Source organism: Pseudonocardia sp. Cha107L01 (assembly GCF_052566575.1).
In genome coordinates this window covers 8014300-8037221 of the sequence record NZ_CP199579.1, presented here as the reverse complement: position 1 = coordinate 8037221, position 22922 = coordinate 8014300, and the positions used below count along the sequence as shown (strand labels likewise).

At 70.6% G+C, this 22922-nt stretch carries 21 protein-coding genes and 3 pseudogenes; 7 read left to right on the top strand and 17 right to left on the bottom strand.

Annotated elements, in window-relative coordinates; genetic code table 11:
* Positions 1-90: 90 nt before the first annotated feature.
* Positions 91-726: a CGNR zinc finger domain-containing protein gene (locus tag ACTXG6_RS37930; protein WP_445184137.1), complete on the top strand. Its 636-nt coding sequence runs from the start codon at positions 91-93 to the stop codon at positions 724-726.
* A gap of 19 nt (positions 727-745) precedes the next feature.
* On the opposite strand, the gene ACTXG6_RS37925 is transcribed toward ACTXG6_RS37930, so the two are convergent.
* The 5 genes and pseudogenes from ACTXG6_RS37925 to ACTXG6_RS37905 all read right to left on the bottom strand — a co-directional run bounded on the left by ACTXG6_RS37925 (position 746) and on the right by ACTXG6_RS37905 (position 5384).
* The gene (locus ACTXG6_RS37925; protein ID WP_445184136.1) at positions 746-1240 is read right to left on the bottom strand and encodes a hypothetical protein; all 495 of its coding nucleotides are present in this window, start codon (positions 1238-1240) and stop codon (positions 746-748) included.
* A gap of 160 nt (positions 1241-1400) precedes the next feature.
* A complete protein-coding gene (locus tag ACTXG6_RS37920; protein WP_445184135.1) occupies positions 1401-2753 on the bottom strand; it encodes a hypothetical protein in 1353 nt (450 codons plus the stop codon).
* Between the two features lie 9 nt (positions 2754-2762).
* On the bottom strand, positions 2763-3803 hold the full coding sequence (locus tag ACTXG6_RS37915) for a hypothetical protein (RefSeq protein WP_445184134.1): 1041 nt from the start codon (positions 3801-3803) through the stop codon (positions 2763-2765).
* A 176-nt stretch (positions 3804-3979) separates the two neighbouring features.
* A pseudogene (locus tag ACTXG6_RS37910) lies at positions 3980-4405 on the bottom strand (VOC family protein); the annotation flags it as partial.
* Between the two features lie 37 nt (positions 4406-4442).
* The gene (locus ACTXG6_RS37905) at positions 4443-5384 is read right to left on the bottom strand and encodes a LysR family transcriptional regulator (RefSeq protein WP_445184133.1); all 942 of its coding nucleotides are present in this window, start codon (positions 5382-5384) and stop codon (positions 4443-4445) included.
* A gap of 339 nt (positions 5385-5723) precedes the next feature.
* Between ACTXG6_RS37905 and ACTXG6_RS37900 the strand changes: the two genes are divergently transcribed.
* A complete protein-coding gene (locus ACTXG6_RS37900) occupies positions 5724-6926 on the top strand; it encodes a Glu/Leu/Phe/Val dehydrogenase dimerization domain-containing protein (RefSeq protein ID WP_445190214.1) in 1203 nt (400 codons plus the stop codon).
* Positions 6927-6950: 24 nt separating this feature from the next.
* Here ACTXG6_RS37900 and ACTXG6_RS37895 read toward each other — a convergent pair whose 3' ends face one another.
* Positions 6951-7667: an SIMPL domain-containing protein gene (locus ACTXG6_RS37895; protein WP_445184132.1), complete on the bottom strand. Its 717-nt coding sequence runs from the start codon at positions 7665-7667 to the stop codon at positions 6951-6953.
* Positions 7668-8110: 443 nt separating this feature from the next.
* On the opposite strand from ACTXG6_RS37895, the gene ACTXG6_RS37890 reads away from it, so the two are divergent.
* From ACTXG6_RS37890 to ACTXG6_RS37880, 3 genes are all read left to right on the top strand, one after another.
* Positions 8111-8521, top strand: a complete 411-nt coding sequence (locus tag ACTXG6_RS37890; protein ID WP_445184131.1) for an ATP-binding protein — start codon at positions 8111-8113, stop codon at positions 8519-8521.
* Positions 8518-9339, top strand: a complete 822-nt coding sequence (locus tag ACTXG6_RS37885) for a SigB/SigF/SigG family RNA polymerase sigma factor (RefSeq protein WP_445184130.1) — start codon at positions 8518-8520, stop codon at positions 9337-9339. The genes ACTXG6_RS37890 and ACTXG6_RS37885 overlap by 4 nt, the downstream gene beginning before the upstream one ends.
* A gap of 165 nt (positions 9340-9504) precedes the next feature.
* The gene (locus ACTXG6_RS37880; RefSeq protein WP_445184129.1) at positions 9505-9792 is read left to right on the top strand and encodes a hypothetical protein; all 288 of its coding nucleotides are present in this window, start codon (positions 9505-9507) and stop codon (positions 9790-9792) included.
* Between the two features lie 365 nt (positions 9793-10157).
* Here the strand turns inward: ACTXG6_RS37880 and ACTXG6_RS37875 are convergent, their stop codons facing one another.
* From ACTXG6_RS37875 to ACTXG6_RS37860, 4 genes are all read right to left on the bottom strand, one after another.
* Positions 10158-11825 carry an ATP-binding protein gene (locus ACTXG6_RS37875; RefSeq protein ID WP_445184128.1) on the bottom strand — a complete coding sequence of 556 codons (1668 nt, stop codon included), beginning with the start codon at positions 11823-11825 and terminating at the stop codon, positions 10158-10160.
* A gap of 1 nt (position 11826) precedes the next feature.
* Positions 11827-12519, bottom strand: coding sequence for a response regulator transcription factor (locus tag ACTXG6_RS37870; RefSeq protein ID WP_445184127.1), 693 nt, complete (start codon positions 12517-12519; stop codon positions 11827-11829).
* Positions 12520-12858: 339 nt separating this feature from the next.
* Positions 12859-14373 carry a hypothetical protein gene (locus ACTXG6_RS37865; RefSeq protein WP_445184126.1) on the bottom strand — a complete coding sequence of 505 codons (1515 nt, stop codon included), beginning with the start codon at positions 14371-14373 and terminating at the stop codon, positions 12859-12861.
* Between the two features lie 200 nt (positions 14374-14573).
* Positions 14574-15179, bottom strand: a complete 606-nt coding sequence (locus ACTXG6_RS37860) for a TetR family transcriptional regulator (RefSeq protein WP_445184125.1) — start codon at positions 15177-15179, stop codon at positions 14574-14576.
* Positions 15180-15282: 103 nt separating this feature from the next.
* On the opposite strand from ACTXG6_RS37860, the gene ACTXG6_RS37855 reads away from it, so the two are divergent.
* Together ACTXG6_RS37855 and ACTXG6_RS37850 are read left to right on the top strand one after the other, a co-directional pair.
* Complete coding sequence (locus tag ACTXG6_RS37855; protein ID WP_445184124.1) at positions 15283-16362, top strand: NADP-dependent oxidoreductase; 1080 nt, start codon at positions 15283-15285, stop codon at positions 16360-16362.
* Positions 16363-16366: 4 nt separating this feature from the next.
* Positions 16367-17347, top strand: a complete 981-nt coding sequence (locus tag ACTXG6_RS37850) for an LLM class flavin-dependent oxidoreductase (protein WP_445184123.1) — start codon at positions 16367-16369, stop codon at positions 17345-17347.
* 31 nt (positions 17348-17378) lie between these two features.
* On the opposite strand, the gene ACTXG6_RS37845 is transcribed toward ACTXG6_RS37850, so the two are convergent.
* The 7 genes and pseudogenes from ACTXG6_RS37845 to ACTXG6_RS37815 form a co-directional block, all read right to left on the bottom strand.
* Positions 17379-17807: a MaoC family dehydratase gene (locus ACTXG6_RS37845; protein ID WP_445184122.1), complete on the bottom strand. Its 429-nt coding sequence runs from the start codon at positions 17805-17807 to the stop codon at positions 17379-17381.
* A gap of 20 nt (positions 17808-17827) precedes the next feature.
* Positions 17828-18556 carry a glucose 1-dehydrogenase gene (locus tag ACTXG6_RS37840; protein WP_445190213.1) on the bottom strand — a complete coding sequence of 243 codons (729 nt, stop codon included), beginning with the start codon at positions 18554-18556 and terminating at the stop codon, positions 17828-17830.
* 287 nt (positions 18557-18843) lie between these two features.
* Positions 18844-19125 (bottom strand): annotated as a pseudogene (locus ACTXG6_RS37835) (nitroreductase/quinone reductase family protein); the annotation flags it as partial.
* Between the two features lie 55 nt (positions 19126-19180).
* A pseudogene (locus ACTXG6_RS37830) lies at positions 19181-19297 on the bottom strand (hypothetical protein); the annotation flags it as partial.
* Entirely contained in the window at positions 19298-19618 is a 321-nt protein-coding gene (locus tag ACTXG6_RS37825; protein ID WP_445190212.1) for an SDR family NAD(P)-dependent oxidoreductase, read from the bottom strand. It abuts the pseudogene before it with no gap.
* Entirely contained in the window at positions 19513-19890 is a 378-nt protein-coding gene (locus ACTXG6_RS37820; protein WP_445184121.1) for an SDR family NAD(P)-dependent oxidoreductase, read from the bottom strand. Before ACTXG6_RS37820 ends, ACTXG6_RS37825 begins: the two co-directional genes overlap by 106 nt.
* A 94-nt stretch (positions 19891-19984) precedes the next feature.
* Entirely contained in the window at positions 19985-22807 is a 2823-nt protein-coding gene (locus ACTXG6_RS37815) for an ATP-binding protein (RefSeq protein WP_445184120.1), read from the bottom strand.
* Positions 22808-22922: the final 115 nt, after the last annotated feature.

Below are 22922 nucleotides of genomic sequence, written 5' to 3'. Positions count from 1 at the left end.
CACGGTTCCGAGCGTCTCCCGACCGAAGTGATTTGTCAAACCCCTCACGCAGTGTGGAAAGATGGTCGCTCTCAACTACGGGGTGAGCGGGTGTCGTCGACGATGCGAACCGAGGCCGGGGTGGACCCTGCGCTGGTCACCACCAAGGACCTGCGCCGCGCCGGGTTCCCGTTCCGGTCCAGCGCGCTGTGTCTCGACTTCGTCGCCACGCTCGCCAAGCGCGGCATGGGGGACCGGGAGCTTCTCGCCGGGCCCGCCGAGCTGGGTACCTGGCTGCGGGCCGCCGCACTGCCTGGGGCGCTGGGTCCGGTCACCGACGGTGACGTGGCCGGAGCACGGGTGCTGCGGGAGGCGATCCATGACCTGACCCGCGCCCGGGTCGACCAACGGCCGGCCCCCCCGGCGGCGATCGAGCTGGTCAACGCCGCTGCCCGGCCCGGTCCGCCGGGCGCGCTGATCGGTCCGGACGGGATCACCCCGCTCCCGCCCGAGCGGGCGCCGCTGGATACCGTCCTGGCCATCGTGGCCAGGGATGCCGTCGAGCTGTTCACTGGCAGTTACCGGCACCGGATCCGGGCCTGCATCGGCCACGACTGCTCACTGTTCTTCGTCGACCGCTCGCGACCGGGGGCCCGCCGGTGGTGCGCGATGGCTGCCTGCGGGGAGAAGGCGAGCTCGGCCACCTACCGGCGCCGACACCCCGCCAACGCCGGGCCACACCGCTGAGCGGGCGACCCCGCCGAGGTCAGCCCCCGGCGTAGGCCCTCTCGGTCAGCGCCCGCGCCCAGGCACCGCCGGAACCGAACCGGGCCTCCGCGAGCGCTATCCCCATGTCGGCGAGGTCGAGCACGAACCCCCACGCCTCGCGGCCGGTGATCCGGTCGCGCAGCAGCAGGTGCTGCCCGACGGCGTCGCCGAGGGCGAAGCGCTCGATGAACGCACTGGCCTCGCGGCTGCCGGCGAGCGCCCACACCCGGCGGAGCGCGTCGTCCCCGAACCTGTCCTCGGCGAGGGTGTAGGTGAATCCGGCCAGCCCCTGGGTGAGTCCCCAGGCGCCGGCGTAGGTCTCCAGAAGCTGGTCGACCAGCAGCGACTGGGCCTCGCTGTCACCCCGGGCCCGGTGCTGGATGAAGCCGGTCGCGGCACGCCTGCCGGCGGCGAAGTCCTCGTCGTCGCCGACCGGCAGCCGGTGTGGCGGCCCCGGGAGTTCCGAGCCACGTCGCGGGTGCGTTGTCAGCATGCCCGCAACCACACCGTGCCGACCTGTCCGTTCGCTGTGACGACCTGAGCTCTGCGCTGTGTGGCGGTACGCCATGGGACCGACCGGCTCAGCAACCAGCTCGGCATCCGAGGGTCGAAGACGACGGTTGGACCAGCACGGCCCTACGAACAACAGGGGGTCAGGCCACCCGGGCGACCTCCAGCGCGGCCGGCTCGGCCGCCTCGATGGGCTCCGCTCGAGGCTCGGGTTTGGCCTCGGGTTTGAGCTCGGGCGGGGGATCCGGGTCGTTCGGGGTGGTCCGCATCAGGCACATCGCCAGCGCGAGCCAGGAGATCGGAATCAGCGTCGCGTTGGAGAACAGGCTGGACACCAGGACGACGCCCAGCAGCAGGCCGGATGTCACGGTCACCCGGCGTGCGGCGGCTCCCAGGAACAGCAGGATGATCGGGATCGCGAAGAGGCCGCCGTCCACCCACCAACCGAGCAGCCAGTTGCTCGCGATGTTGTTCTTCGACGTGCCGATGTAGCCGATCCGCCCGGAGACCCCGACCCGGCCACTGGCGGAGAGACCGAGCCCGGTCCACGGCGCCAGTGACTCCAGCTCGAGCAGAGAGTTGTTCTGCTGTTGCCGCGCCATGGCGCCGACCTCCGTCCGGCCGCCCGAGACGCCAGCGATGCGGGACTGCAGCGAGTCGCTCAGCTCCGGACTCAGCGCGAGCGCGACGAGCACCACGACGATCGACCCGACCGCCATGCGGAATCCGCCGCGCAGCGGTTCGGCCTTCGTCCTGCCGGACCTACGGGTCACCTTGCCGACGACGTAGCCGACGATGGCGACCACGACCACCGCGAGCCACGCCGCCCGGGCCGCCGCCAGGAGCAGGACGATGACATGCAGGAACACCAACGGCGTGCGCAGCCAGCCGATCTTGTTCCGAAACGCGATCATCAGCCCGACCGCGCTGAACATGCCCAGCCAGTCCGGTTCGCTGTAGAAGCCGATGGGCCGGTGCGTGCCGAGATAGATCTTGTACGGCAGCACACCGGCATACTGCGCCACCGCGGCGACGCAGGCGAGGCTGGTCACCGTGAGCAACCCGAGCAGGAACGGCCGCACATCCTCGGTGCTGCCGAACGCGATCAGGCACGCCGACGTACCTGCCAGCAGCACCAACTGGATCGCGACCAGCTTGCTGTTCACCATCTCGCCGGTCAGCACGGTGGAGGCGAGCAGGCAGGCACAGGCCACGACCAGCAGCGGCCAACCGAACCGCAGCCGGTCCCTCGGTCGCCGCAGCGCGCCGATCAGCAGCCAGAGTGCCACCGCGAAGCAGAACACGTGGATGCTCGCCACCTGCGCCGTCTGGAATCCAGCGGTGGCGCCGACCAGTGCCGCGAGCGGGGCACTCGGATTCCGTAGCTTGGCGACCACCCACAGCACGGTGGTCACGAGCGCGAGCAGCGAGACGCCGATGAGCAGCAGCGGCCACCACTCGGTGACGTAGTTGATCTGGATCGTCGACGTGTCCATCTGCCCGGCCTACGGACGGCCGGAGCCGTTGGTACCCGACTTCGCCAGTGGTGCCTTGGCCGAGGGGAAGGAGTCGCCGGCCCGGACCGTGCTGTCCGACCTGCCCTTGGGCGGCCGCCGGGTGGCGGTGGATTTCGGCCGGGCAGCGGCGGCGACTTTCTGCGGGACCTCTTCCTCGGGCTTCTCGGCGGCTTCTTGCTCGACGCGGGGAGAGACAGCGGCTTCTTGCTCGACGCGGGGAGCGACAGCGGCGGCGGTGACCGCGTCGGACGTGACAGCGGCGGAGGCGACAGCCGCGGCGGCGACGGCGGCGGCGTCGGGGGTGCGCGCGGCGGCGGTGACAGCGGCGGCGGTGACAGCGTCTGGGGTGAGCGCGTCTGGGGTGAGCGCGTCGGGGGCGGCGGCGATAGCGTCGGAGGCGGCCTGCGCTCGCCGCTTGGCGGCGGCCTTGTCGGCCCGGAATGCCAGCAGGGTCGTCGCGAGGAGCACGAGCAGCAAGGCCCCACCGGCCGCCGCGAGCGCGATCCCGAGGACCGGCTTCGGCGGCGAGGTGCCGACCACGTCGTTCAGCTTGATCAAGTTCTGCGGCAGTACCTTGTTGTCCTTCTGCCGGCCGAGCAGATCCTGGCTGGCCAGGTCCAACACGTTGTTCACGATGTCCACGGCGGCCTGTTCGGTCGACGCCTGTGACTTGATGTAGATGAACGGCTGCACGACCTGGTCACCGACGTCGATGGTGCCGACGTCCTTGACCGTGTAGCTGTCGCCACCGGGCGACAGCCCGATCGACGCCGCGGTCTCCGGTGTGTCCAGGGCCTGGACGATGATCAGTGCCGTGGTGCTCAGGCTGGAGTCGAAAGTGAGGAACGGGTTGGTTGTCGGGTCCTTGCCGTGCAGCTTCGGCTGGACCAGCACCGCGACGGCGTTCGAGGAGTACTGCGGAGGGACAGCCAGGAAAGTCAGGCCGGCCAGGGCCAGTGAGAGGAGCAGTCCCGGAATTGTGATGTACCACCTGGCGAGCAGGACTCGAAACGTACTTGCAAAGGTCATACCTCACCCCTTCCCGCATTGACGTCGTCCGGGGCAACGGCCATCCGACCGTGCCGACGAGGGGCCCTCACGAACGGCGCCACTGCCCAGCGCAGAGCTGCACCTCGCCCATCAGACTTCTGCATCAGGGGTTCGAAATCATCGTAACGACTTACGATCTCCGCACCGGGAGGTCGTCAACGCCGGGCCCTGCCGCCGCGGGTCAGACGGCGAACAGCCTGGCCCAGGTCGGCGAAACCCTTGAACTCCAGTGCATTTCCGGAGGGGTCGAGGAAGAACATGGTCCACTGCTCGCCCGGCTGGCCCTCGAAGCGGACGTACGGCTTGATCACGACGTCGGTGCCGGCGGCCTCGAGTTTCGCTGCCAGGTCCTTGAACTCCGGGACGGACAGCACCAGCCCGAAATGCGGTACCGGCACCTCGTGCCCGTCGACCGGGTTCGTGCCGGCGGTGCCGTCCAAACCGCCGGGGGGCCTCGCGGTGCCGTCGCCGACCTGGTGGGTGACAACCTGGTGGCCGCGAAAGTTCCAGTCGGTCCAGCGGGTGTCGGAGCGGCCCCTGGCGAAGCCGAGGACGTTCCCGTAGAACTCGCGCGTGGTAGCGGGTCTTCGCCGTTGTCGCGCGGATCCCTGAGCGACGTCAGCGCACCTCGGGCAGTGTCAGGGGCAGAGCCGCCGCCCCGAGGCCCTTCTCGGCCGCCGCGGCCCGCACCGCCTCGATGACCAGCTCCAGCGACGGGCGGCGGGCGGCCTTCATCCGGTAGGCGATGGACACCGTCCGCATCACCGGCTCGGTCAGCGAGACGATGTCCACCCCGGGCGGGCACAGCGACAGCCCGAGATCGGACACCAGCGTGACGCCCAGCCCGGCGGCGACCATCGCCAACGCGGTGGCCTGCTCGCCGACCTCGTGGTTGATCTTCGGCTCGAACCCGTTGCGCTGGCAGGCGATGCGCACGGCGCGGCCGAAGTGCGACCGGGGGCCGGCCAGGATCCAGGGGTGCTCGGCCAGCCCCGGCAGGGAGAGGGTGGCCGAGGGCACGGCGCCGGCCGGCACCGCGGCGTGCAGCCGCTCCACGGCGATCACCACCCGGGCCAGCGCGGGGTCCCAGGACATCGGGTAGTTCGAGTAGTCGATCACGAATGAGAAGTCGAGGGCGCCGTCGCGCACCGCGCCCTCGGTGTCCTCCGGCGCGAGCTCCCGGGTCCGCACCTGGATGCCGGGGTGCTCGGCGGCCAGCGCGGTGAGCGCGGCCGGCAGCAGCCCGGACGCCACGGACGCCCACACCCCGGCGGTGAGCCGGACGGAGACCCCTTCCTGCGCCTCCTCCAGCGCCAGCGTGGCCCGCTCCACCGACCCGATGATCTCCTCGGCGTGCTCGGTGAGCACCAGGCCGAGCTCGGTGAGCTGCACCCGCCGCCCCAGTCGTTCGAAGAGGCGGGCGCCGACGTCGCGTTCGAGCTGGGCCAGCTGCTGGGAGACGGCGGAGGCGGTGTAGTGCAGGGCGGCGGCCGCGGCGGTGACGGTGCCGCGGCGGTGCAGTTCCCGAAGCATTCGCAACCGCTGCAACGAAAGCTCCATCCGGCCAGGGTATGCAGGGACTGCGTCGGCCCCAACCGGAAGCGCTCGGGCGCCGCTGTGCAGGAAGCGTTAACGCAACCGTGCATGTTCCGTAACTGGACGCGAGGTCCGTGCTGGGAGCACTGTGGAATCACCGGCGCGAGAGGTAGCCGCCCGGAGATGTCGCAGCTCAGCACACCTGTGCATACGTCGATCCCGATGCGGGGTGTGCCTGGGCCTCGGCGTGTCCGGATGCACCTGGAGGGCGGCGGGGACGGTGGGTACGAGTTCAGGTGGGAGTGGGTTGACGTGACGACGATGCAGGACCCGATGGGTGTCACGGGCGGGGAGCCGCGCGACATGTCCGGTGCCGGTGCGACGAGCTCGCACGACCACGAGCCCCTGATGCGGCTGACGTGGACCGATCCGGTCACCGGGACCCGCGGTTACCTCGTCGTGCACACGTTGGTCTCCGGGCTGGCGACCGGCGGAACCCGGATGCGGGCCGGCTGCACCGTGACGGAGGTCGAGGACCTGGCGCGGGGGATGGCCGCCAAGACGGCAACCTTCGGCCTGCCCGTCGGTGGCGCCAAGGGTGGCATCGACTTCGACCCGAAGGACCCGCGTGCCATCGGGGTCCTGGAACGCTTCTGCGAGGCCATGCGCCCCTGGTTGGACGCGCACTGGGTGACCGCGGAGGATCTCGGCGTCCCGCAGCACCTCATCGACGACGTGTTCGCCCGCCTCGGGCTGCAGCAGTCCTACCACGCGGCGATCACCCGTTCCGCCGACCCGGAACGCACCCTGCGCCGGGTGCGGGCCGGGCTGACCGCGGCCGTGCCGGGCGGGTTGCTCGGCGACGTGATCGGCGGTTACGGCGTGGCACAGGCGTGCCTGGGCGCCGGCGAGGCGTGGGACTGGCCGGTGGCGGAGACGACGGTGGCGATCCAGGGCATCGGCACCATGGGCGGCGCCGCCGCCTGGTACCTGCACGAGGCGGGGATGCGGGTGGTCGCGGTGGCCGACGCCGCCGGCACGCTCCACCGCGCGGAGGGCCTGGACATCCCGGTGCTGCTGGAGCTGCGCGACGCCTTCGGTGAGATCGACCGCTCGCGGGTGTCCCCGGACGTCCAGCTGCTGCCCAGGGATGCGGTGATCTCCACACCGGCGGACATCCTGGTGCCCGCCGCGATCTCCTACGCGATCACCGCCGACAACATGTTCGACGTCGCCGCGAAGGTCGTCGTCGAGGCGGCCAACTCCGCGACGACGCCGGAGGCCGAGGCGATGCTGGTCGCCCGCGGCATCCCGGTGATCCCCGACTTCGTGGCCAACGCCGGCGCCGCGGCCTGGGCCTGGTGGCTCCTGCTCGGCCAGGTCGGCGCCGACCCGGTCGAGGGGTTCCTGCGGCTGCGCACCGAGATGCGGGCGAAGGTCGCGTTGCTGCTGCACCAGTGGAACGTGGCGGGGGTACCGCCGCGGTGGACCGGGCTGGAGCTCGCCAGGCCCGACCGCGACGCCTCGGCGCGGGCCGAGAAGCCCGCTCAGCTGATCATTCCCTGACTACAGCCCGACTACTGAGCCCGACTACTGGTCGATGTCGTAGACGATGTCGACGGAGACGTTGAGCGTCTGGGCGCCCGGCTGGATCGGCACCGGTGCGCCGGCGGCCGCGTCCATGGACTGGCGGTACATGGGGCTCGGCGGCGGCGCGGCGGGGCTTTCCGAGATGGACCGGATCCGGCCGAGCCGCACCCCGGCCGCGTCCGCCAGCTGGCGCGCCTGGGCCTGGGCCTGCTTCACCGCGTCGGCCCTGGCCTTGGCCCGCAGTGCGCTGTCGTCGTCGATGGAGAAGCTCAGCTGCTGGACCCGCACGGCGTCGCCGGCCGCCTCACCGGCGGCGTCGATGATCGCGCCCGCGGCGCCGACGTTGTGCAGGGTGGCGGTGACCTGGTTCGTCACCTGGTAGCCGGAGATCCGCCCGTTGGCCGGGTTGTACGAGGGATCCACCGAGAGCTGGCTGGTCTGCAGGTCGGCCTCGGCCACCCCTCTGCTCTTCAACATGTTGATGAGCGCGGTGGCCTGTTGGGTGTTGGCGTCGAGCGCTCCCTTCGCGCTCGGCCCCTGCGTCTGCACACCGAGCACGACGGTCACCACGTCCGGGGTACCGGTGACCGTGCCGAGGCCGCGGGCGGTGATGCCGGCATCGGCGGTGCCGGCCGGCGCCGCCGCGGTCGCGGAACAGGCGGTCAGCACGAGCGCGCCGAGCGCGAGGCCGGCCGAGGTGGACAGGACACGCTTCATTCGAGATCTCCGTTCGCCGGGCTGGACACTCCCATAGGACGGAGCGGGCGCCGAAACGGTTGCACGGCGGCCAATTGTGCTGGGGCGGGCCCGGCGGGCGACGGTCAGGGCGGCCGGACACCCGGTCCGCGCGCGCCAACGTTTTTTTTAGCCGGGGCCGGTCATCCCCCGAGACAACCAGCCCCGGCCATCGCAGCCGCTCATCCGCTCCCCAGCGACAAGCGGTAAGTCCCGAGTTCGCGGGGTAGTGACCGGAGCAACCTCTCAGCACTCACGGTTACCATGAACTCGTGATGTCACTCTAGTGGTGATTTCGGCCTTGTCCATTGGGGACGCCGGGCGGTCGCCAAGATCGCCCGATGTGGTGACCGCCCGGCGTGGCGGCGCGTGTTGTGACCAGTCGGGTGTGGTCACGCCGACCAGGACGGAGGAGCATCACCGCTGTGCGGGAAGACGATGGTGACACCAGTGATCTCCTGATCGAGCTCCGACTACCCCCGCGAGCGAAGTCGATCGCCACGGTGCGCGCGGTGGCTGCCGACGTCACCAGCCGTGCCGACTTCGACCTGGACGCGATCTCGGACGTGCGGATGGCCGTGGACGAGGCCTGTACGGCGTTGGCGCGGCTGGCCAGCCCGACCCACCTCATGCGGGCGGTGTTCAGCCTCGCCGGCGGTTACCTGCGGGTCGACATCAGCGCTCGCGTGCAGCCCCCGGATCGGCGGATCGATACCGGCGGGTTCGGCTGGCACGTGCTCGGGTCGCTCGCCGATGAGCTCAGTACCGAGCACGGGGTGGGCGTCCACGGCGACGAGGTCGTCATCCGCATGGCCAAGAAGAGCGCCGGCGGGTGACTACCCGCCCGCCGCTGACCAGTACGGAGCCCGAGGCAGCGGGGGAGCCCGAGCGGCGTGGTGATGACGAGTTCGGCGATCTGGAGCCGCTGCTCGAGGAGTACGCCGGCCTGGAACCGGGGGCGCGCCGCGACGAGCTGCGCGAACGGCTGATCACCGGATACCTGCCGGTGGCACGCCGCCTGGCGATCAAGTACCGAGACCGTGGGGTACCGGTCGAGGACCTGATCCAGGTCGCGTCCATCGGGGTCCTCAACGCGGTGGACCGCTTCCAGCCCGATCACGGGGCGAACTTCCTCAGCTTCGCCATCCCGACGATCCAGGGCGAGATCCGCCGCTACTTCCGCGATCGCACCTGGTCGATGCGGGTACCGCGCAAGCTCAAGGAACTGCACGTCTCGATCGCGAACGTCAGCTCCACCCTGTCCGCCCAGCTCAACCGGGCACCGCGGCCCAGCGAGATCGCCGCGGAGCTGGGTCTCACCCTCGAGGAGGTCGTGGAGGGGCTGCAGGCGGGAGAGGCCTACACCAGCACCTCCCTCGACCTGAAACTCTCCACCGACGAGGGGGAGGGCAGCTACCTGGGCAACATGCTCGGCGAGGCCGACTCCCGGCTGGAGATGGTGGAGTACCGCCACGTCCTGCGCCCACTGCTCGAGGCGCTGCCCGAACGCGAACGCAACGTCGTGATGCTGCGCTTCTTCGGCGAGCTGACCCAGACCCAGATCGCGGAACAGGTCGGCGTCTCCCAGATGCACGTCTCCCGGCTGCTCGCGAAGACGTTGGAGAACCTCCGGCGACAGCTCGAACCGGGCTGAGTCGAACCGGGCTGAAGTCCCGCGCGCCGTCCCGCGATAAGGTCACTGTGTGTGTTCGCCTCGTCGCCAAAAGTACACCCTCGGGCGGTTGTCCCCGGGATCAGTTTCGCCGGGCCGACCCGCCGGGAACCCCTTGCGATGGCTCATACGCCGAAGATCAGGGTTGTGCTCGACCGGAACACCGGTGTCCTCGAGGACTGGCTCGACGTGCGGTCGTTCGACGATCCGGGTGTGGACGGCGACGGTGACCATCTCCGGGTGATCAGCGCACTGGCAACAGTGGGCGCGCCGGAGGCCGAGCTCGCCGACGCGGTGAAGCGGGCGAAGGAGATCGGTTGGAGCTGGACGCCGATCGCGATGGTTCTGGGTACGACCCGCAAGCGGGTGGTCGAGCGCTTCAGTCGGGCGATCGGCCACCCGGTCAGTTCACGCCTGCCCCGCCCCCGGCGGTAGGTCGGACACGCACGTCCTGGTGTGCCATAGCCTGCTAGCAGGCAGGAGCAGCAGGCGCATCTGCACGGCGGTCCGCAGCCGTTGCCGCCGGCGGCCGAACTGGGCTGGTGGTACCAGTACTACTTCTCCACCGATCGCGGCGTGCTGGGCTACCGGCAGAACACGCACGACTTCAACAAGCTCATCTGGAAGATCGTCTCGGCGCGGCCTCGGGCGGAACGGCCTATCGAAACAAGTTCTCGGGCAAGTATTCGCACCGAGTCCTGCCGGGTATCGGTCACAATGTGCCCCAGGAAGATCCACGGTCCTTTGCCAAGGCCATCGTCGACGTCGACGGTTACTGACCGGGGTGGGTGAGGTCCGCGTCAGCGCGCGGCGGGCAGCCGCAGCTCCACGGTGGTCCCCGCGCCCACTGTGCTGTGCACCGACAGCCCACCCCCCATCGCGTCCGTCAGGCCCCGCGCGAGAACCATCCCCAGGCCGGCTCCCAGATCGTCCTCGACGCCGAGGCGATCGAACGGGACGAAGAGCCGGTCGATCAGCTCCTTGGGAATCCCCGCCCCCGAGTCCGACACCCGAACCGCGACACAGTCGGGCGGGTCGGGCCACGCCGTGACCAGCACCCAGCCGCCCGGGTGGTTGTGGCGTGCGCCGTTGGTCACCAGATTGAGCAGGATCTGACGGAGCCTACGTCCGTCCGCGCGGACCGTGCCGAGGACAGATCCCGCGCGCAGCCGGACCCCGCGCTCAGCGGCGACGGGCTCGAGTAGTTCGATGACCTCGCCGACCAGGTCGGCCAGGTTGATCTCCGCGAGGTGCAACGGCAGGGCGCCGGCCTCGATCTTGGCGATGTCGAGCACGTCGTCGACCAACTCCAGAATGTGCGAGGAGGCACTCGCGATGTGGCCGAGCGCGGCGGTGCGGCGCTCCGCGGGCAGGTCGAGTGTGCCCAGTAGCTCGGTGAACCCGGTGATCGCCTGCAGCGGGGTGCGCATCTCGTGGCTGAGCGCGGAGACGAAGTCCGACTTGGCCCGACTGGCCGCCTCCGCGACGCCGCGGGCCACCTCGGCCTCCCGGCGCGCGCGACGCTCACGCTGCGCCGCGCGGCTCGCGGTGACGTCGAGGACGTTCATCAGGAGGTAGACCGGCGTGCCGTCCGCGCTCCGGACGATCGAGGCGGTCACCGCGACGCGTACCGCGCTGCCGCCGGGGCGCGCGAGAGTGGTCTCGAACTGCGCCGAGTCGCCCTCGCCGCCGGTCAGTGGCCGCAGCGCGTCGATCGCGGTGCGATCCGCGTCGGGGTGCTGCAGCGACGACATGTCGGCGGCCAGCAGGTCCTGCTCGGATCGCCCCAGCATGTCCCGGAGCGCCCGGTTGACCTTGCCGAACCGGCCGTCGAGCGTAGTCAGTGCCATGCCGACGGCGCTGTCCTCGAAGGCACGGCGGAGCCGGTCCTCGCTCACGGCGAGCTCTCCGTAGAGCCGGGCGTGCTCGATCGCCACCGACGCGAGGTGGGTGAACCGCTCGACCAGCCGCTGCTCGCGCTCGGTCGGCTGGTGCGGCGCGCCGTGATACACCGCGAATGTCCCCAGGATGCCGGTCCGTCCTCGGATCGGGCGGGACCAGCACGCGCGCAACCCGTGCGGCAGCGCGAGCTCGCGGTACCTGACCCAGCGCCGGTCGGTGGCGATGTCCTCGGCGACGATCTCCGTGTCGAGATACGCGGCCGACCCACAGGAGCCGGCATCCTCGCCGATGGCCGACCCGTCGACGGCTCTCGAGTACGCCAGGGGCAGCGAGGGGGCCGCCCCGTGGTGCAAGGTCTGGGCCGCGGCGTCGAGCAGCAGGATGGAACAGTGGCTCTCCGGCATGAGCTCCTCCAGCGCCGTCGTGACCGCCGTGAGCACTTCGGGCAGCGTCGCGCCGAACGCGATCAGCTCCAGGACCGTGGTCTGTCGGCGCAGGAGCCCCAGGCTGTCGCGATGGCTGAGGTCGAACCCTGGTGCGCGGGCAGTCGGGGCGCCTGAGTCCATGTCACGGCTCCAACTGGTAGCCGACACCGCGCACGGTCCGCAGCCGGCGCGGATGGGCCGGATCGGCCTCGAGCTTGTGCCGCAGCCGATGCACGTGTTCGGTCACCGTCGCCTCGCGCTGCCACTCCGGCGCGCTGCTCCACACCTGGTGCAGCAGCTGCGCCCGGCTGAACACATGGCCCGGATGGCGAACCAGGAACGCCAGCAGGTCGAACTCGCGGGCGGTCAGCTCGACGGCCCGGCCGTCGACACTGACTCTTCGCGTGGCCGGGTCCACGACCAGGCCGCCGAGTTCCGTGGGTGAGCCGGCGGCCGCTCCGCCCGCTCGACGCAGGACCGAGCGCACCCGCGCGGCCAGTTCGCCCGGGGAGAAGGGCTTGACCAGGTAGTCGTCCGCGCCGAGGTCCAGCCCGACGATGCGGTCGGTCTCGCCGCTACGCCCGGACAACACGATCACCGGCAGCGACCCGGGTCCGTCCGCCCCTCGGGCCGGGCGCTGGCGAATCCGGCGCAGCACATCCAGCCCGCCCACGCCGGTCATCGACAGGTCGAGCACGACCAGGTCCGGGCACTGTTCGCTGATCGCCTCGAGCGCACCGGCACCGTCCGACGCCTGCCTGACGGTGAACCCGTCGGCCTCGAGTTGCCAGGTTACGACCGTCCGGACGCGCTCGTCGTCGTCGACGACCAGCACGCACGTCTCCGGGCGCTGAGCCACGGCGACGATGGTGGCCCTCGGACGACGCGCAGGCAAGCGCCGGCCGTTGAGGATCTGTTGAGATTCCGTTGCGCGCGATCTGATGGCCGGCGCCCAGGCTGGGCCCGTGCCGCCACCATCGCTATGCGGCCGAAGGGTCGCTTGTGGCCCGAGTACGGGATGGCGATCGGTCCGGGCCGAGACCAGCGACGTTCGGATGTCCGCTCCCCACACCGCCGGGCGGGGGATGGGTTGTTTGACCCCCACGTGCGACCGACCCCGCCCGGCGTCGCCAGACCGAGTGCCTCGCTGTGCTGGTCGGGGCACGGCCAGGGCTCACCAGCGGCAGATGTCCGGGCCGTCGCCCGAGGAGATCGCCCGGAAGGACATGAGGTGCTGCTGCCACCACGGCAGCGGTGCGCCCACAACTGGGTCGGTGAGCGCGTTGGCCACCGAGTGCGGCACCCCGCCGCGCAGGTAGTCGAGGCGGATGTTCGCAACGCCCGCCTCCCGCCAGTTCCCCACCACGCGCCGCAGCTCCAGCGACGGAACGGTCGTCGGTGGGTTCTCCTCCGTCCACGCGGGCAGGCTGACCGACCCCGAGCCGCCGCCCCTGCGGATGTCGACCTTCGTGACGGTGACCGTGTCCGCTTGGTACGGGAACAGCCGCGGGCCGGCCAGACCCACCAGCAGGTGGTTGGCCACCCCCGGCTCGGTGTGCAGGTTGCTGAACATCGAGTAGCTGCTCACGGTCTTCAGACCCAGGTAGGGCGCTGACCCGTTGACGAACGCCAGTAGTGGGACGAGCAGCAGGAACACCGGCCGGATCCGCCAGCCCGGCCAGGGCTCGCGGTCGGCCAGGAAGGCCCGCACCAGCTGGACCAGCAAGGGAAGCACCGCGATGTACCAGGTCAGCACGATCAGGGTGTGCCAGCGCGGGCCGAACGGGCTGCTTTCCGTGCCGGCCAGGCTCACCGTGATCGCCAAGATCATGTGCAGCGCGAATGCGGCCAGCGCGAACCGCCGGATGCCGGCTGACCGGGATGCCAACCCGGCGAACACCCGGGTCGGTACGAACAGGACGTACAGCGTGAACACCATGGTGGCGAAGTCCCAGAACGAGGCCGGCGCGAGCACCAGGTGGAACCCAATCCCGAGCAGCAGCCCCCAGCGCCGCAGCCGCGGCACCGCCAGGCAGACCAGGATGGTCGTCTCCACCAGAACCGTGCCGATCGCCGCGGTCCGCACGAGCAACGCGCTCGGTTCTACCGCGATCCCGTTGTAGTCCAGCATCTGGTCGAGCAGGCGGCCGGCACACGATGTCGCGGGGTCGAAGAACGCCGTGTTCAGCTTGTCGAAGACGGTGAACAGGTAGACGACCAGCAGGGTGAGGCCGGCTGGGGTGCGCGCCGCCTCCAGCCAGCGCGCGAGGAACGTGCCCCGGGTGTCCGGGCGGTTGCGGGTGACCCACACGAACAGCGCGGCGGCCGCGAACGCCAGTGCGACCAACAGGCTCAGCACCTTGTGGTTCGCCGCCGTCGGCAGGCTCATCGCCCCGGTCACCGCGGCCACCGCGACGAACAGGCCGAACGCCGGCATGGAGGTCGGGAACAGCAGCACCGGCAGGCCGAGGGCAAGCACCGGCAGCACCGACAACGGGTTGCTGTCGGTGAAGTGCACCGCGGCCGCCATCACCCAGAGGGTGCTGAACCAACGCAGCTGCTCGCGCGCACCGAGCTCGCCCGGGTCGCCGGGGATCCCGTCGACGGGGCTCAGCTCGCCGGGTTCCTGGGGGCCGACCGGCGGCTGGTGCGAGTCCTGCGGCGCGGGCAGCGGGGCTGTGCTGGTCATGTGGAGTCCTCGGGCTCTGCTGATAATGCCTCTCAGCACGCAACGAGTCAGCGGGCCACCGGGACGTGCGCCATCCGGGCCATTCCGCTGGCCGGATCGAGCGCTTGTGCGCCGATCAGCCTCGAAGCGGACGGTCTGACCGCACTGTGCAAGCCACGACGAGGTCAGGAACGTGCGTCGAGCGAGCGGTCGAGAGGCTGTTACCAGGCAGCGCCCATGCGGTTGTGCAGGTCTGTGCGGGCGCTGTCGAGGATTTCATCGGCGAGGGCCGGGTCGGCATCGGCGACAGCACGGGAGAGGAGCAGTGCGCCGGCCATCTCGCTGAACAGTGCGATCGCGCGCGCCCGTCGCTCGCCTTCGCTGAGCCCGGGGGTGTCGACAATCTGAGCGAGGCGGTCGAGGTTCTCCGCCAGACCCTTCGCGTAGTGGGCGCGGGCGGCCGGGTCCAGTCGGCGGGCGTCGCCGGCGAAGCTCGCGTTCGGGCAGCCGTGCTCGATGTCGGCGCGGTGTTCGGGGGAGAGGTACCAGTCGATGCGTTCGGTGAACGGGTCGCTGCCGCGGGCCCGGGATGCCGTGATGGCCCGGTCGAGGTTGCCCGACCCGATTGCCATCGCCGTGGCAAGGACGGCGTCGACGAGTGCGTCCTTCGAAGCGAAGTGGTTGTAGAACCCGCCGCGGGTCAGCCCGGCCGCGCCCATCAGCTCGTTGAGGCCGACTGCCTCGACTCCGCGCTCACGGAACAGGCCGTCCGCGGCGCTGACGATCGCTTCGCGGTTCTCCGCGGCCTGCTGCTTCGTGATACCCACTGTCGTCTCCCAAGCCGTGCCTCTCGGCGCGACTGTAGCGGGCAGGGCTGGACATCTCAATGTTAGTTGACATTGACATCGCCGCTCGGTGCGGGTAGACACAATGTCGAACGACATTGAGAAGTCCGGTTCGGCGGACTCAGAATGCGAGGAGCGCGCAATGGGCGGGATCGCCGCACGCCGGGTGGTGCTGGCTGGGCGGCCGTCCGGCTGGCCGGTGCTGGACAACTTCCGGCTGGAGCAGTTCACGCCGCCGCCGGTCCCGGCGGGCGGTCTGCTGTTGCGGGTGCGCTACCTGTCGCTGGACCCCTACATGCGCATGCGGATGGACGAGCGGAGCGCTTACGCCGGCTCGGTGGGTGTCGGGGAGACGATGCACGGTCAGGCGGTCGCCGAGGTGCTGCACTCCGAGCACCCGGACTACGCCGAGGGGGACACGGTGCTGGCCCCGGCCGGCTGGGTCAGCCACGCGGTGTCCGACGGCATCGGCCTGCGCAAGCTGGACCCGGCGCTGACCCCGGTGACCACCGGGCTGGGTGTGCTCGGCATGCCCGGGTTCACCGCGTACGCCGGGCTGATGGTGATCGGTAGGCCGAAGCCGGGGGAGACCGTGGTCGTGTCCTCCGCGAGTGGACCGGTGGGTTCGGTGGTCGGCCAGATGGCCAAGATCGCCGGGTGCCGCGCGGTGGGCATCGCCGGTGGGCCGGACAAGTGCCGGTACCTGCGGGAGGATCTCGGCTTCGACGCCGCGGTGGACCACCGTGCACCGGACTTCGCCGAACAGCTGGCCGCCGCCTGCCCGGACGGGGTGGACGTGTACTTCGAGAACGTCGGTGGCGCGGCGTGGGAGGCGGTGCTGCCGTTGGTCAACAGGTTCGCCAGGGTGGCGTTGTGCGGGTTGATCGCGCAGTACAACGGGGTCGGCCAGACAGCGGGTGATCGGCTAGCGGAGACCCTGCGGGTGGTGCTGACCAAGAACATGACTGTGCGTGGGTTCTTCAACACCGAGTTCGTGGCGGAGTACTACCCGGAGTTTCTGCGCGTCGTGTCCGACGGGATCGCCGACGGGCGGATCAAGTACCGGGAAGATGTCACCGAGGGGCTGGAGCGGGCGCCCGAAGCATTCCTGCGCATGTTGCGCGGGCAGAACTTCGGCAAGGCCTTGATCAAGGTCGGAGACTGAGTCGATGGAAATTTCTTGCCAGTTCGCCACCTCGCTGGCCACGCCCGAGCACATCGCGGCGGCCGAAACGCTGGGCTATCGACGTGCCTGGCTGTTCGACACCCCCGCACAGAGCCCCGATGTCTGGGCGATGCTCGCACTGGCCGCGGGGCGCACCGAGCGGATCGGTCTCGGCCCCGGTGTGCTCGTGCCCGGCCTGCGCCACCCGATGGTCAACGCCTCCGGCGCGGCCACGCTGGCGGCGCTGGCGCCGGGTCGCGTCGCGGTCGCGTTCGGCACCGGGTTCAACGGCGCCCGAGCCCTCGGGGCATCGCCGGCCACCTGGTCGTACCTGAAGAGCTACGTCCTGGCGTTCCGCGCGCTGCTGCGCGGCGAAGCCGTGGAGTGGGACGGACACCCGATCCGGATGCTGCACCCCGACGGTCACGCCCCCGACCGCCCCATCGAGCTGCCCGTGCTGATCTCCGCCCTGGGCCCCAAAGGCCTGGCGATCACCCGCGAGATCGCCGACGGTCTGTTCAGCGTCAACAACCAGACCGACCACGCCCACGAGTTCTCCTGGGCCGCCCTCGGCATCCACGGCACGGTGCTCGAGAACCAGGAGACGCTGGACTCTCCACGGGTACGGGCCGCCGCCGGCGCCGGACACGCCCTTGCCTACCACGCGACCTACGAATTCGGCGGCGACGTCACACAGTTGCCCGGCGGCCGAGAATGGCTGAACGTCATCACCGCCCAACCCGAGCGCGAACGCCACTTCGCCGTCCACGACCAGCACCTGGTCGGACTCAACCGGGCCGACGAAGCCGCGTGGGCCGCCGGCGGCTGGAAGGCGATCCCCGCCACCACCGTCACAGGGTCGCCGGCGCAGGTCAGCGAGCAACTCGCCCGCTACGCCGAAGCAGGTATCACCGAAATCATCTACCAGCCCGTCGGCCCCGACCTCGTGGGCGAGCTCGAACGCTTCATGGCAGTCGCCCACTAGGAGTGCCGGCTGGGCGGCGCGGCGTTCCCGGTCAGATGTCCGGGCCGCGGCGCATCAGGTTGACGGCGGTCATGCTGAGAGCCACTGACCCGTTCTGGTTGACCCCCTCGACGAGCGTCCGGACGATCCCGCGGGCGGGGTTCGAGCGGGAGGGGCGCGCATCCAGCACGGTGGCGCGCCAGGTGAGGGTGTCGCCGGCACGCACGGGTGCGTGGAAGCGCACCTCGTCGGCGCCTGGGGAGGGGAGGCTCGACTCCGCGGAAAGATAGCCGGTGACCATGGCGTGGCCGGCCAGCGCGCAGGTGTGCCAGCCGCTGGCGATCAACCCGCCGTGCGCTGCCGCATTGACGTGGAACTCCTGAGGGTCGAATTTCCGCGCGAACTCGATGATGGATGCCTCGGAGACCGTGTCCGTCCGCAGTGTCGACACCGTGCCGGGGACGTAGTCGTCGAAGTACATGATCGGATCTCCCCGAGGTATCAGATTTGGGCTCTGCCGCCGTCGACGAACAGCTCAATGCCCGTGATGAAACTTGAGTCGTCAGAGGCTAGAAACAGCGCGGCCTTAGCCACCTCATCGGGCTCACCCATGCGGCCCATCGGAACGGTGGACGTCATCTTCTCGATGGTGTCCCGCGGCTGCGCCGCCGATAGTGGCGTTGCGATCGGACCGGGGCTGAGGACGTTGGAGCGGATACGGCGGTCCTTCAGTTCCACGGTCCATCCGCGTACGAAATTCCGGACGGCGGCCTTGCTCGCGCCGTAGACCGCGAACGCCGGAGTTCCCTTTGCGCTCGCGACGGAACCCGTGAGAATGATGGAGCCTCCGTCGTTCAGTACCGGTAGCGCCTTCTGTACGGTGAAGAGCGCCCCCTTCACATTGATGTTGAATATCTTGTCAAAGTGCTCCTCCGTCACCGCTTCGAGCGGAGCGAATTCTCCCAGGCCGGCGTTGGCGAAGACGATATCTAGCCGCCCCCTCGCCTTGACCGTCTTGTAGAGGCGGTCAAGATCGCCCAAATTGGCAACATCTCCCTGAACGCCGGAGACGCTGTGGCCGATCTCCTTCACGGCATCGTCGAGTTCCTTCTGTCGGCGGCCCGTGATGAAGACATAGGCGCCTTCCGTCACAAAGAGCTTTGCCGCGGCGAGCCCAATGCCCGCGGTGCCGCCAGTGATGACCGCTACTTTCCCCTGCAACTTGCCCATGCTCTTGCTCCCGATTGTGGCGCCGCCCGCGCTCGTCGAACGCGTGTCGAGCAACGCCGTCGCCGTGCCCTGTTCGGGTGTCGTCGTCAAGGCTTCCATCGAGGAGGTCGTCGCTGGCCGGCCACCTCGGGGCTTCACACAATGTCGTTCGACAGTGTTCTACCTCTCGCGAGGCCACAATGTCAATGTCGATTGACATTGACAGTGTGACCTGCCCAGCTACGGCCCTGTTCAGCGGCGGGGGAGATGACAGGCGGGCACCACGAGCGCCAGGATCGGACGAGTGGTCATCGTTCCGGGTCCGGTTCGAGGAGCAGGATCGGGATTTCGCGTCCGGCTTTGGCGCGGTACTCCGGGAAGTGCGGCCATCGCGATTCGGCCAGTTCCCAGGCTTCCGCTTTCTCCACGCCGAACACCTCGCGGGCGCGCAGGCGGTGCACCGTGGTTCCGTCCTGCAGGCGCAGCCGAGGGTGGGTGATCAGGTTGTGGTACCAGGCGGGGTGGTTCGGTGCGCCACCGGCGGAGGCGACGGCGAGGTAGGTGCCGTCGCGCTCGATCCGCATGACCGGTTGTTTTGCGGATGTTGCCGCTGGTGGCGCCGGTCATGGTGAGGATGACGACGGGGCGCCCTTCGAGCGTGCCGCCTTCTTGCCCGCCGGTGGCTTCGTGGCGCGCAAGTCGATGCTCAGGCCGATCACGGAGTTGGTCATGGGGGAGTCCTTCAGCGGTCGGGAGGTGGATTCAGACCTGGGCCATGCCGCCGTCGACGGCGAGGTCGGTGCCGGTGACGAAGCTGCTCTCGTCGGAGGCCAGGAAGTAGGCGGCGGCGGCCACTTCTTCGGGCTGTCCCATGCGGCCGAGCGGGATGACCGAGGCGAAGGCGGCGCGGATGGCGTCGGCGCCTTCCTTGGTGTCGGCCTGGCCGTCCATGATCGGGGTGTCGATCGGCCCGGGGCTCAGGGTGTTGATCCGGATGCCCCGGTCCTTGAACTCCTGGGTCCAGGTGCGGGCGTAGGAGCGCACCGCCGCCTTGGTCGCGCTGTAGGTGCTGTAGCCGTTGATGCCCTTGTAACCGGCGATGGAGCCGACCAGGACTTGCCCTTCTCCTCCAGGACCGTCTGGAACAGGCGGTCGAGGTCGGCGGTGCTGGTGGCATCGGCCCGCACGGTCGTCGCGTTCTCACCGAGCAGGGCCTTCGCCTTGTCCAGTTCGGACTGCCGTCGGCCGGTGATGAAGACGTAGGCGCCTTCCTTGACGAACCGCTGCGCGGTGGCCAGGCCGATGCCGCTGCTCCCGCCGGTGACGACGGCGATCTTTCCGTTCAGTCCAGACATGGTGAGACCTTCGCTGTCGCTGTTTTCGGTCGGATGACCTGACAGCGACACTGCGCCCGCGACGGCCGTGCGACATCGCACGGCCATGCGATACCTAGTTCTGCGCGGCCGGCTCCTCGGCGTGCGCGGCCACCACGCGGGCGAGCTCGAGGCGGGAGTTGACGCCGAGCTTGGTGAACGCGTGGCGCAGGTGGCTGTTCACCGTGTGCGGCGAGACGAACAACCGCACGGCCGTCTCGCGGTTCGTGAGCCCCGCGGCGATGAGGCGAACCACGGCGAGCTCGGAGTCGGTGAGCGCTGCCCACCCGGCGTCCGGGCGCGTGCTGGTCACCAGCCGGCGGCGGACCCCGTTGGCGCGCAGCCGCCTGCGCACCCGGCTCGCGTCCCAGGTCGCACCCGCCTCGGTGTAGCGGACGAGCGCGCGACCGAGGGAGTCCAGTCCCGCCGCCGGTGTGCCGGTGCGCAGCTGTCCGACCCCCAGGTCCTCCAGCGCCGAGGCGAGGGCCATCGGCCGAGGGCCCGCCTCGAAGACCAGGCAGGCCTCGGCGAGCGGTGCCGGGTCGGCGTCGAGCAGACCGCGGGCGTGCGCGGCAGCCGCGCACACCGAGCCGATCCCCGGGTTGCGCCGCGCCCGCTCCTCCGCCGAGGCGACCGTGTCGGCGGCGAGCCGCGCATCGCCGGCGGCGAGCGCGATCCGGACGACCTGCGGTTCGTCGGTGACGTCGACCGGGTAGAGCCGGGCGCCGCCGCCGGCCGAAGCGAGCCCGGCGGCGTCGAGCATCGCGAGTGCCTCCGCCGGCTTGCCGTCCGCCATCGCCCCGAGCGCGAGCAGCCAGCCGCCATGTCCACGGTTGGCGGGCGTGCCATCCGCCACCATCGCGCGTGCCAGTGCCGCCGTCTCGCGCCTCTGCCGCTCGTCACCGGTATGGATCGCGACCCGCCCGAGGGCGACGACGCCCGCCGCGTAGAGCGCGCCGACCACCGGCATACCACCGGCTGCATCGAAGCGGCCCTCGAGCACGGCCGCCGCATCGGCCAGGTGACCCGTCTGGAACAGCTGCCGCCCCCGCCAGGTCTCGAAGAAGTCGAGCACGAACCCCTGCCGCTCCCGGTTCGCCGCGGCGATACCGGTCGAGATCAGCTCGACCGACTCCTCGAACCGGTCGAGCACGGCGAGCAGCTCGCTGCGCCACTGCCGGGCGACCCACTCGCGGGTTTCCTCACCGGGGCCGAAGCCGTCGCGCATCGCCTGCTCGTGGACCGCGAGCGCATCCTCGAAGCGGCCGTCGACGTACCGCAGCACCCCCTCGACCAGCGCGGAGATCGAGCGCGCCGCCCGGTCTCCGGCGCGTTCGATCGTCGCTCGAGCCTGCTGGAGCTGCTGGGTTGCTTCCCTCGGCCGCCCGGCCTGAACCAGGTTGTAGGCCAGCCGCGACTGGTGCTGGGCGCGGTCCCGATCGGACAGGTCGCGGAGCGCGAGGGCTCGCCGCCCGGCGTCGGCGCGCACGTCCGGCGACAGGGCGAACATGCTGGCCAGGCTGAGGAACACCGCCGCCTCCTCGGCCGCCGGAACGACGTTCCGCAGATGCTTGCGCGCGAACGCCTGGGCGTCGTCGGCCTTGCCGGCGGCGTGCAGCAGGACCGTGGTGGTCGCGACCAGCGGGCCGACGGCGTGGTGACCTACGGGGATCAGGTCCAGGGCGCGGCAGCTCAGTTCGGCCGCCGCCGCCGGATCGCGCGGGCCGAGCGCGTCGGCGGCGTCCTTGAGCAGGCCGATCGCCACCTCGTCGCCCGGCTCCGCGCTGGTGGCCAGCTGCGCGGCGACCTCGACCGGGATCGCCCCGGCCGCGACCAGGACATCGACGGCCTGCCGGTCGAGCGCCCGGCGCGCGGATACCGTCGTGCTCTCCCGGACGGCCTCCCGGATGATGTCGTGGCGAAAGCCGAGCCGGTCGGCGCGCTCGGCGAACACGCCGGCCTCGATCAGCTGCTCGACCGGGGTGAGCAGGGACGCGGCCGGAGCCCCCAACATCGACGCCAGCTCCCCGACGGTGAAGCCGCGGCCGAGCGAGGCGGCCGCAACGGCGAGCTGGCGGGCGGACTCCGACAGGCGGGCGAGCCGGTGCCGCATGCCGGCGGCAACCCGCTTGGGCAGCCGGGCCTCCAGCAGCCTCGCCACACCGTCCTCGATCCGCACCAGCCGCTCCTCACGCAGCCCGCGCAACAGCTCCACGAGGAAGAACGGGTTACCGGCCGCGTCCGCGGCGAGCTCGAGCAGCGCCTCGTCGGGGCTCGCCCCCATGACCTCCGAGGCGAGCTCGGCGACCGCCGCCGGGGTGAGCGGCTCGAGGGCGATCCGCCGCGCCCCCCGCGACATGAGCTGCTCGACCACGTCGGCCAGAACACTGCCGGGCTGGATGGGGCGGGCGGCCAGTATCCAGGCGACCGCGACGGACTCGAGCCGGGCCGGGAGCGCGCGCAGTGCGGCCAGGGTGCCGCTGTCCGCCCATTGCAGGTCGTCCAGGCACACCACCAGCGGCGCCAGCGCCGCCGCGCCCTCCAACAACGACTCCAGATCCTGCACCAGCCAGTAGCGCTGCTCAGGACCGCCGCGGGCGGCCGGCAGCGCGGAACGCTCGAGCAGCGGCGCCGCCCCGTCGAACAGCGCCCGCAGCAGCGGCGCGAGCTCGACGACGGCCTCGGACGGGTCGGCCTCGCCAAAGCCCACCCGTGCTGACACCCGACCCGCCAGCCGCACCGCCTCGGCGAGCAGGCGGCTCTTCCCGATCCCCGGGCTGCCCTCGATCACCACGACCACGCCCGTCCCCGAACGCAGGGAGCTCAGCGCCTCGCGCAGGACGGTCGACTCCGGATCACGTCCGTGCAGCGCGGTAGTCGTGGTCGTGGTCGCCGCCATACCGGAGAGCCTGGCACGTTCGCCCGACAGTCCCACCCGAGGGAGCACACGTTCATGCGGTGCCCGAGGGACCGGCGAGACGCTCCCACTACCCGGACATCGTTTGCCGGAGGCG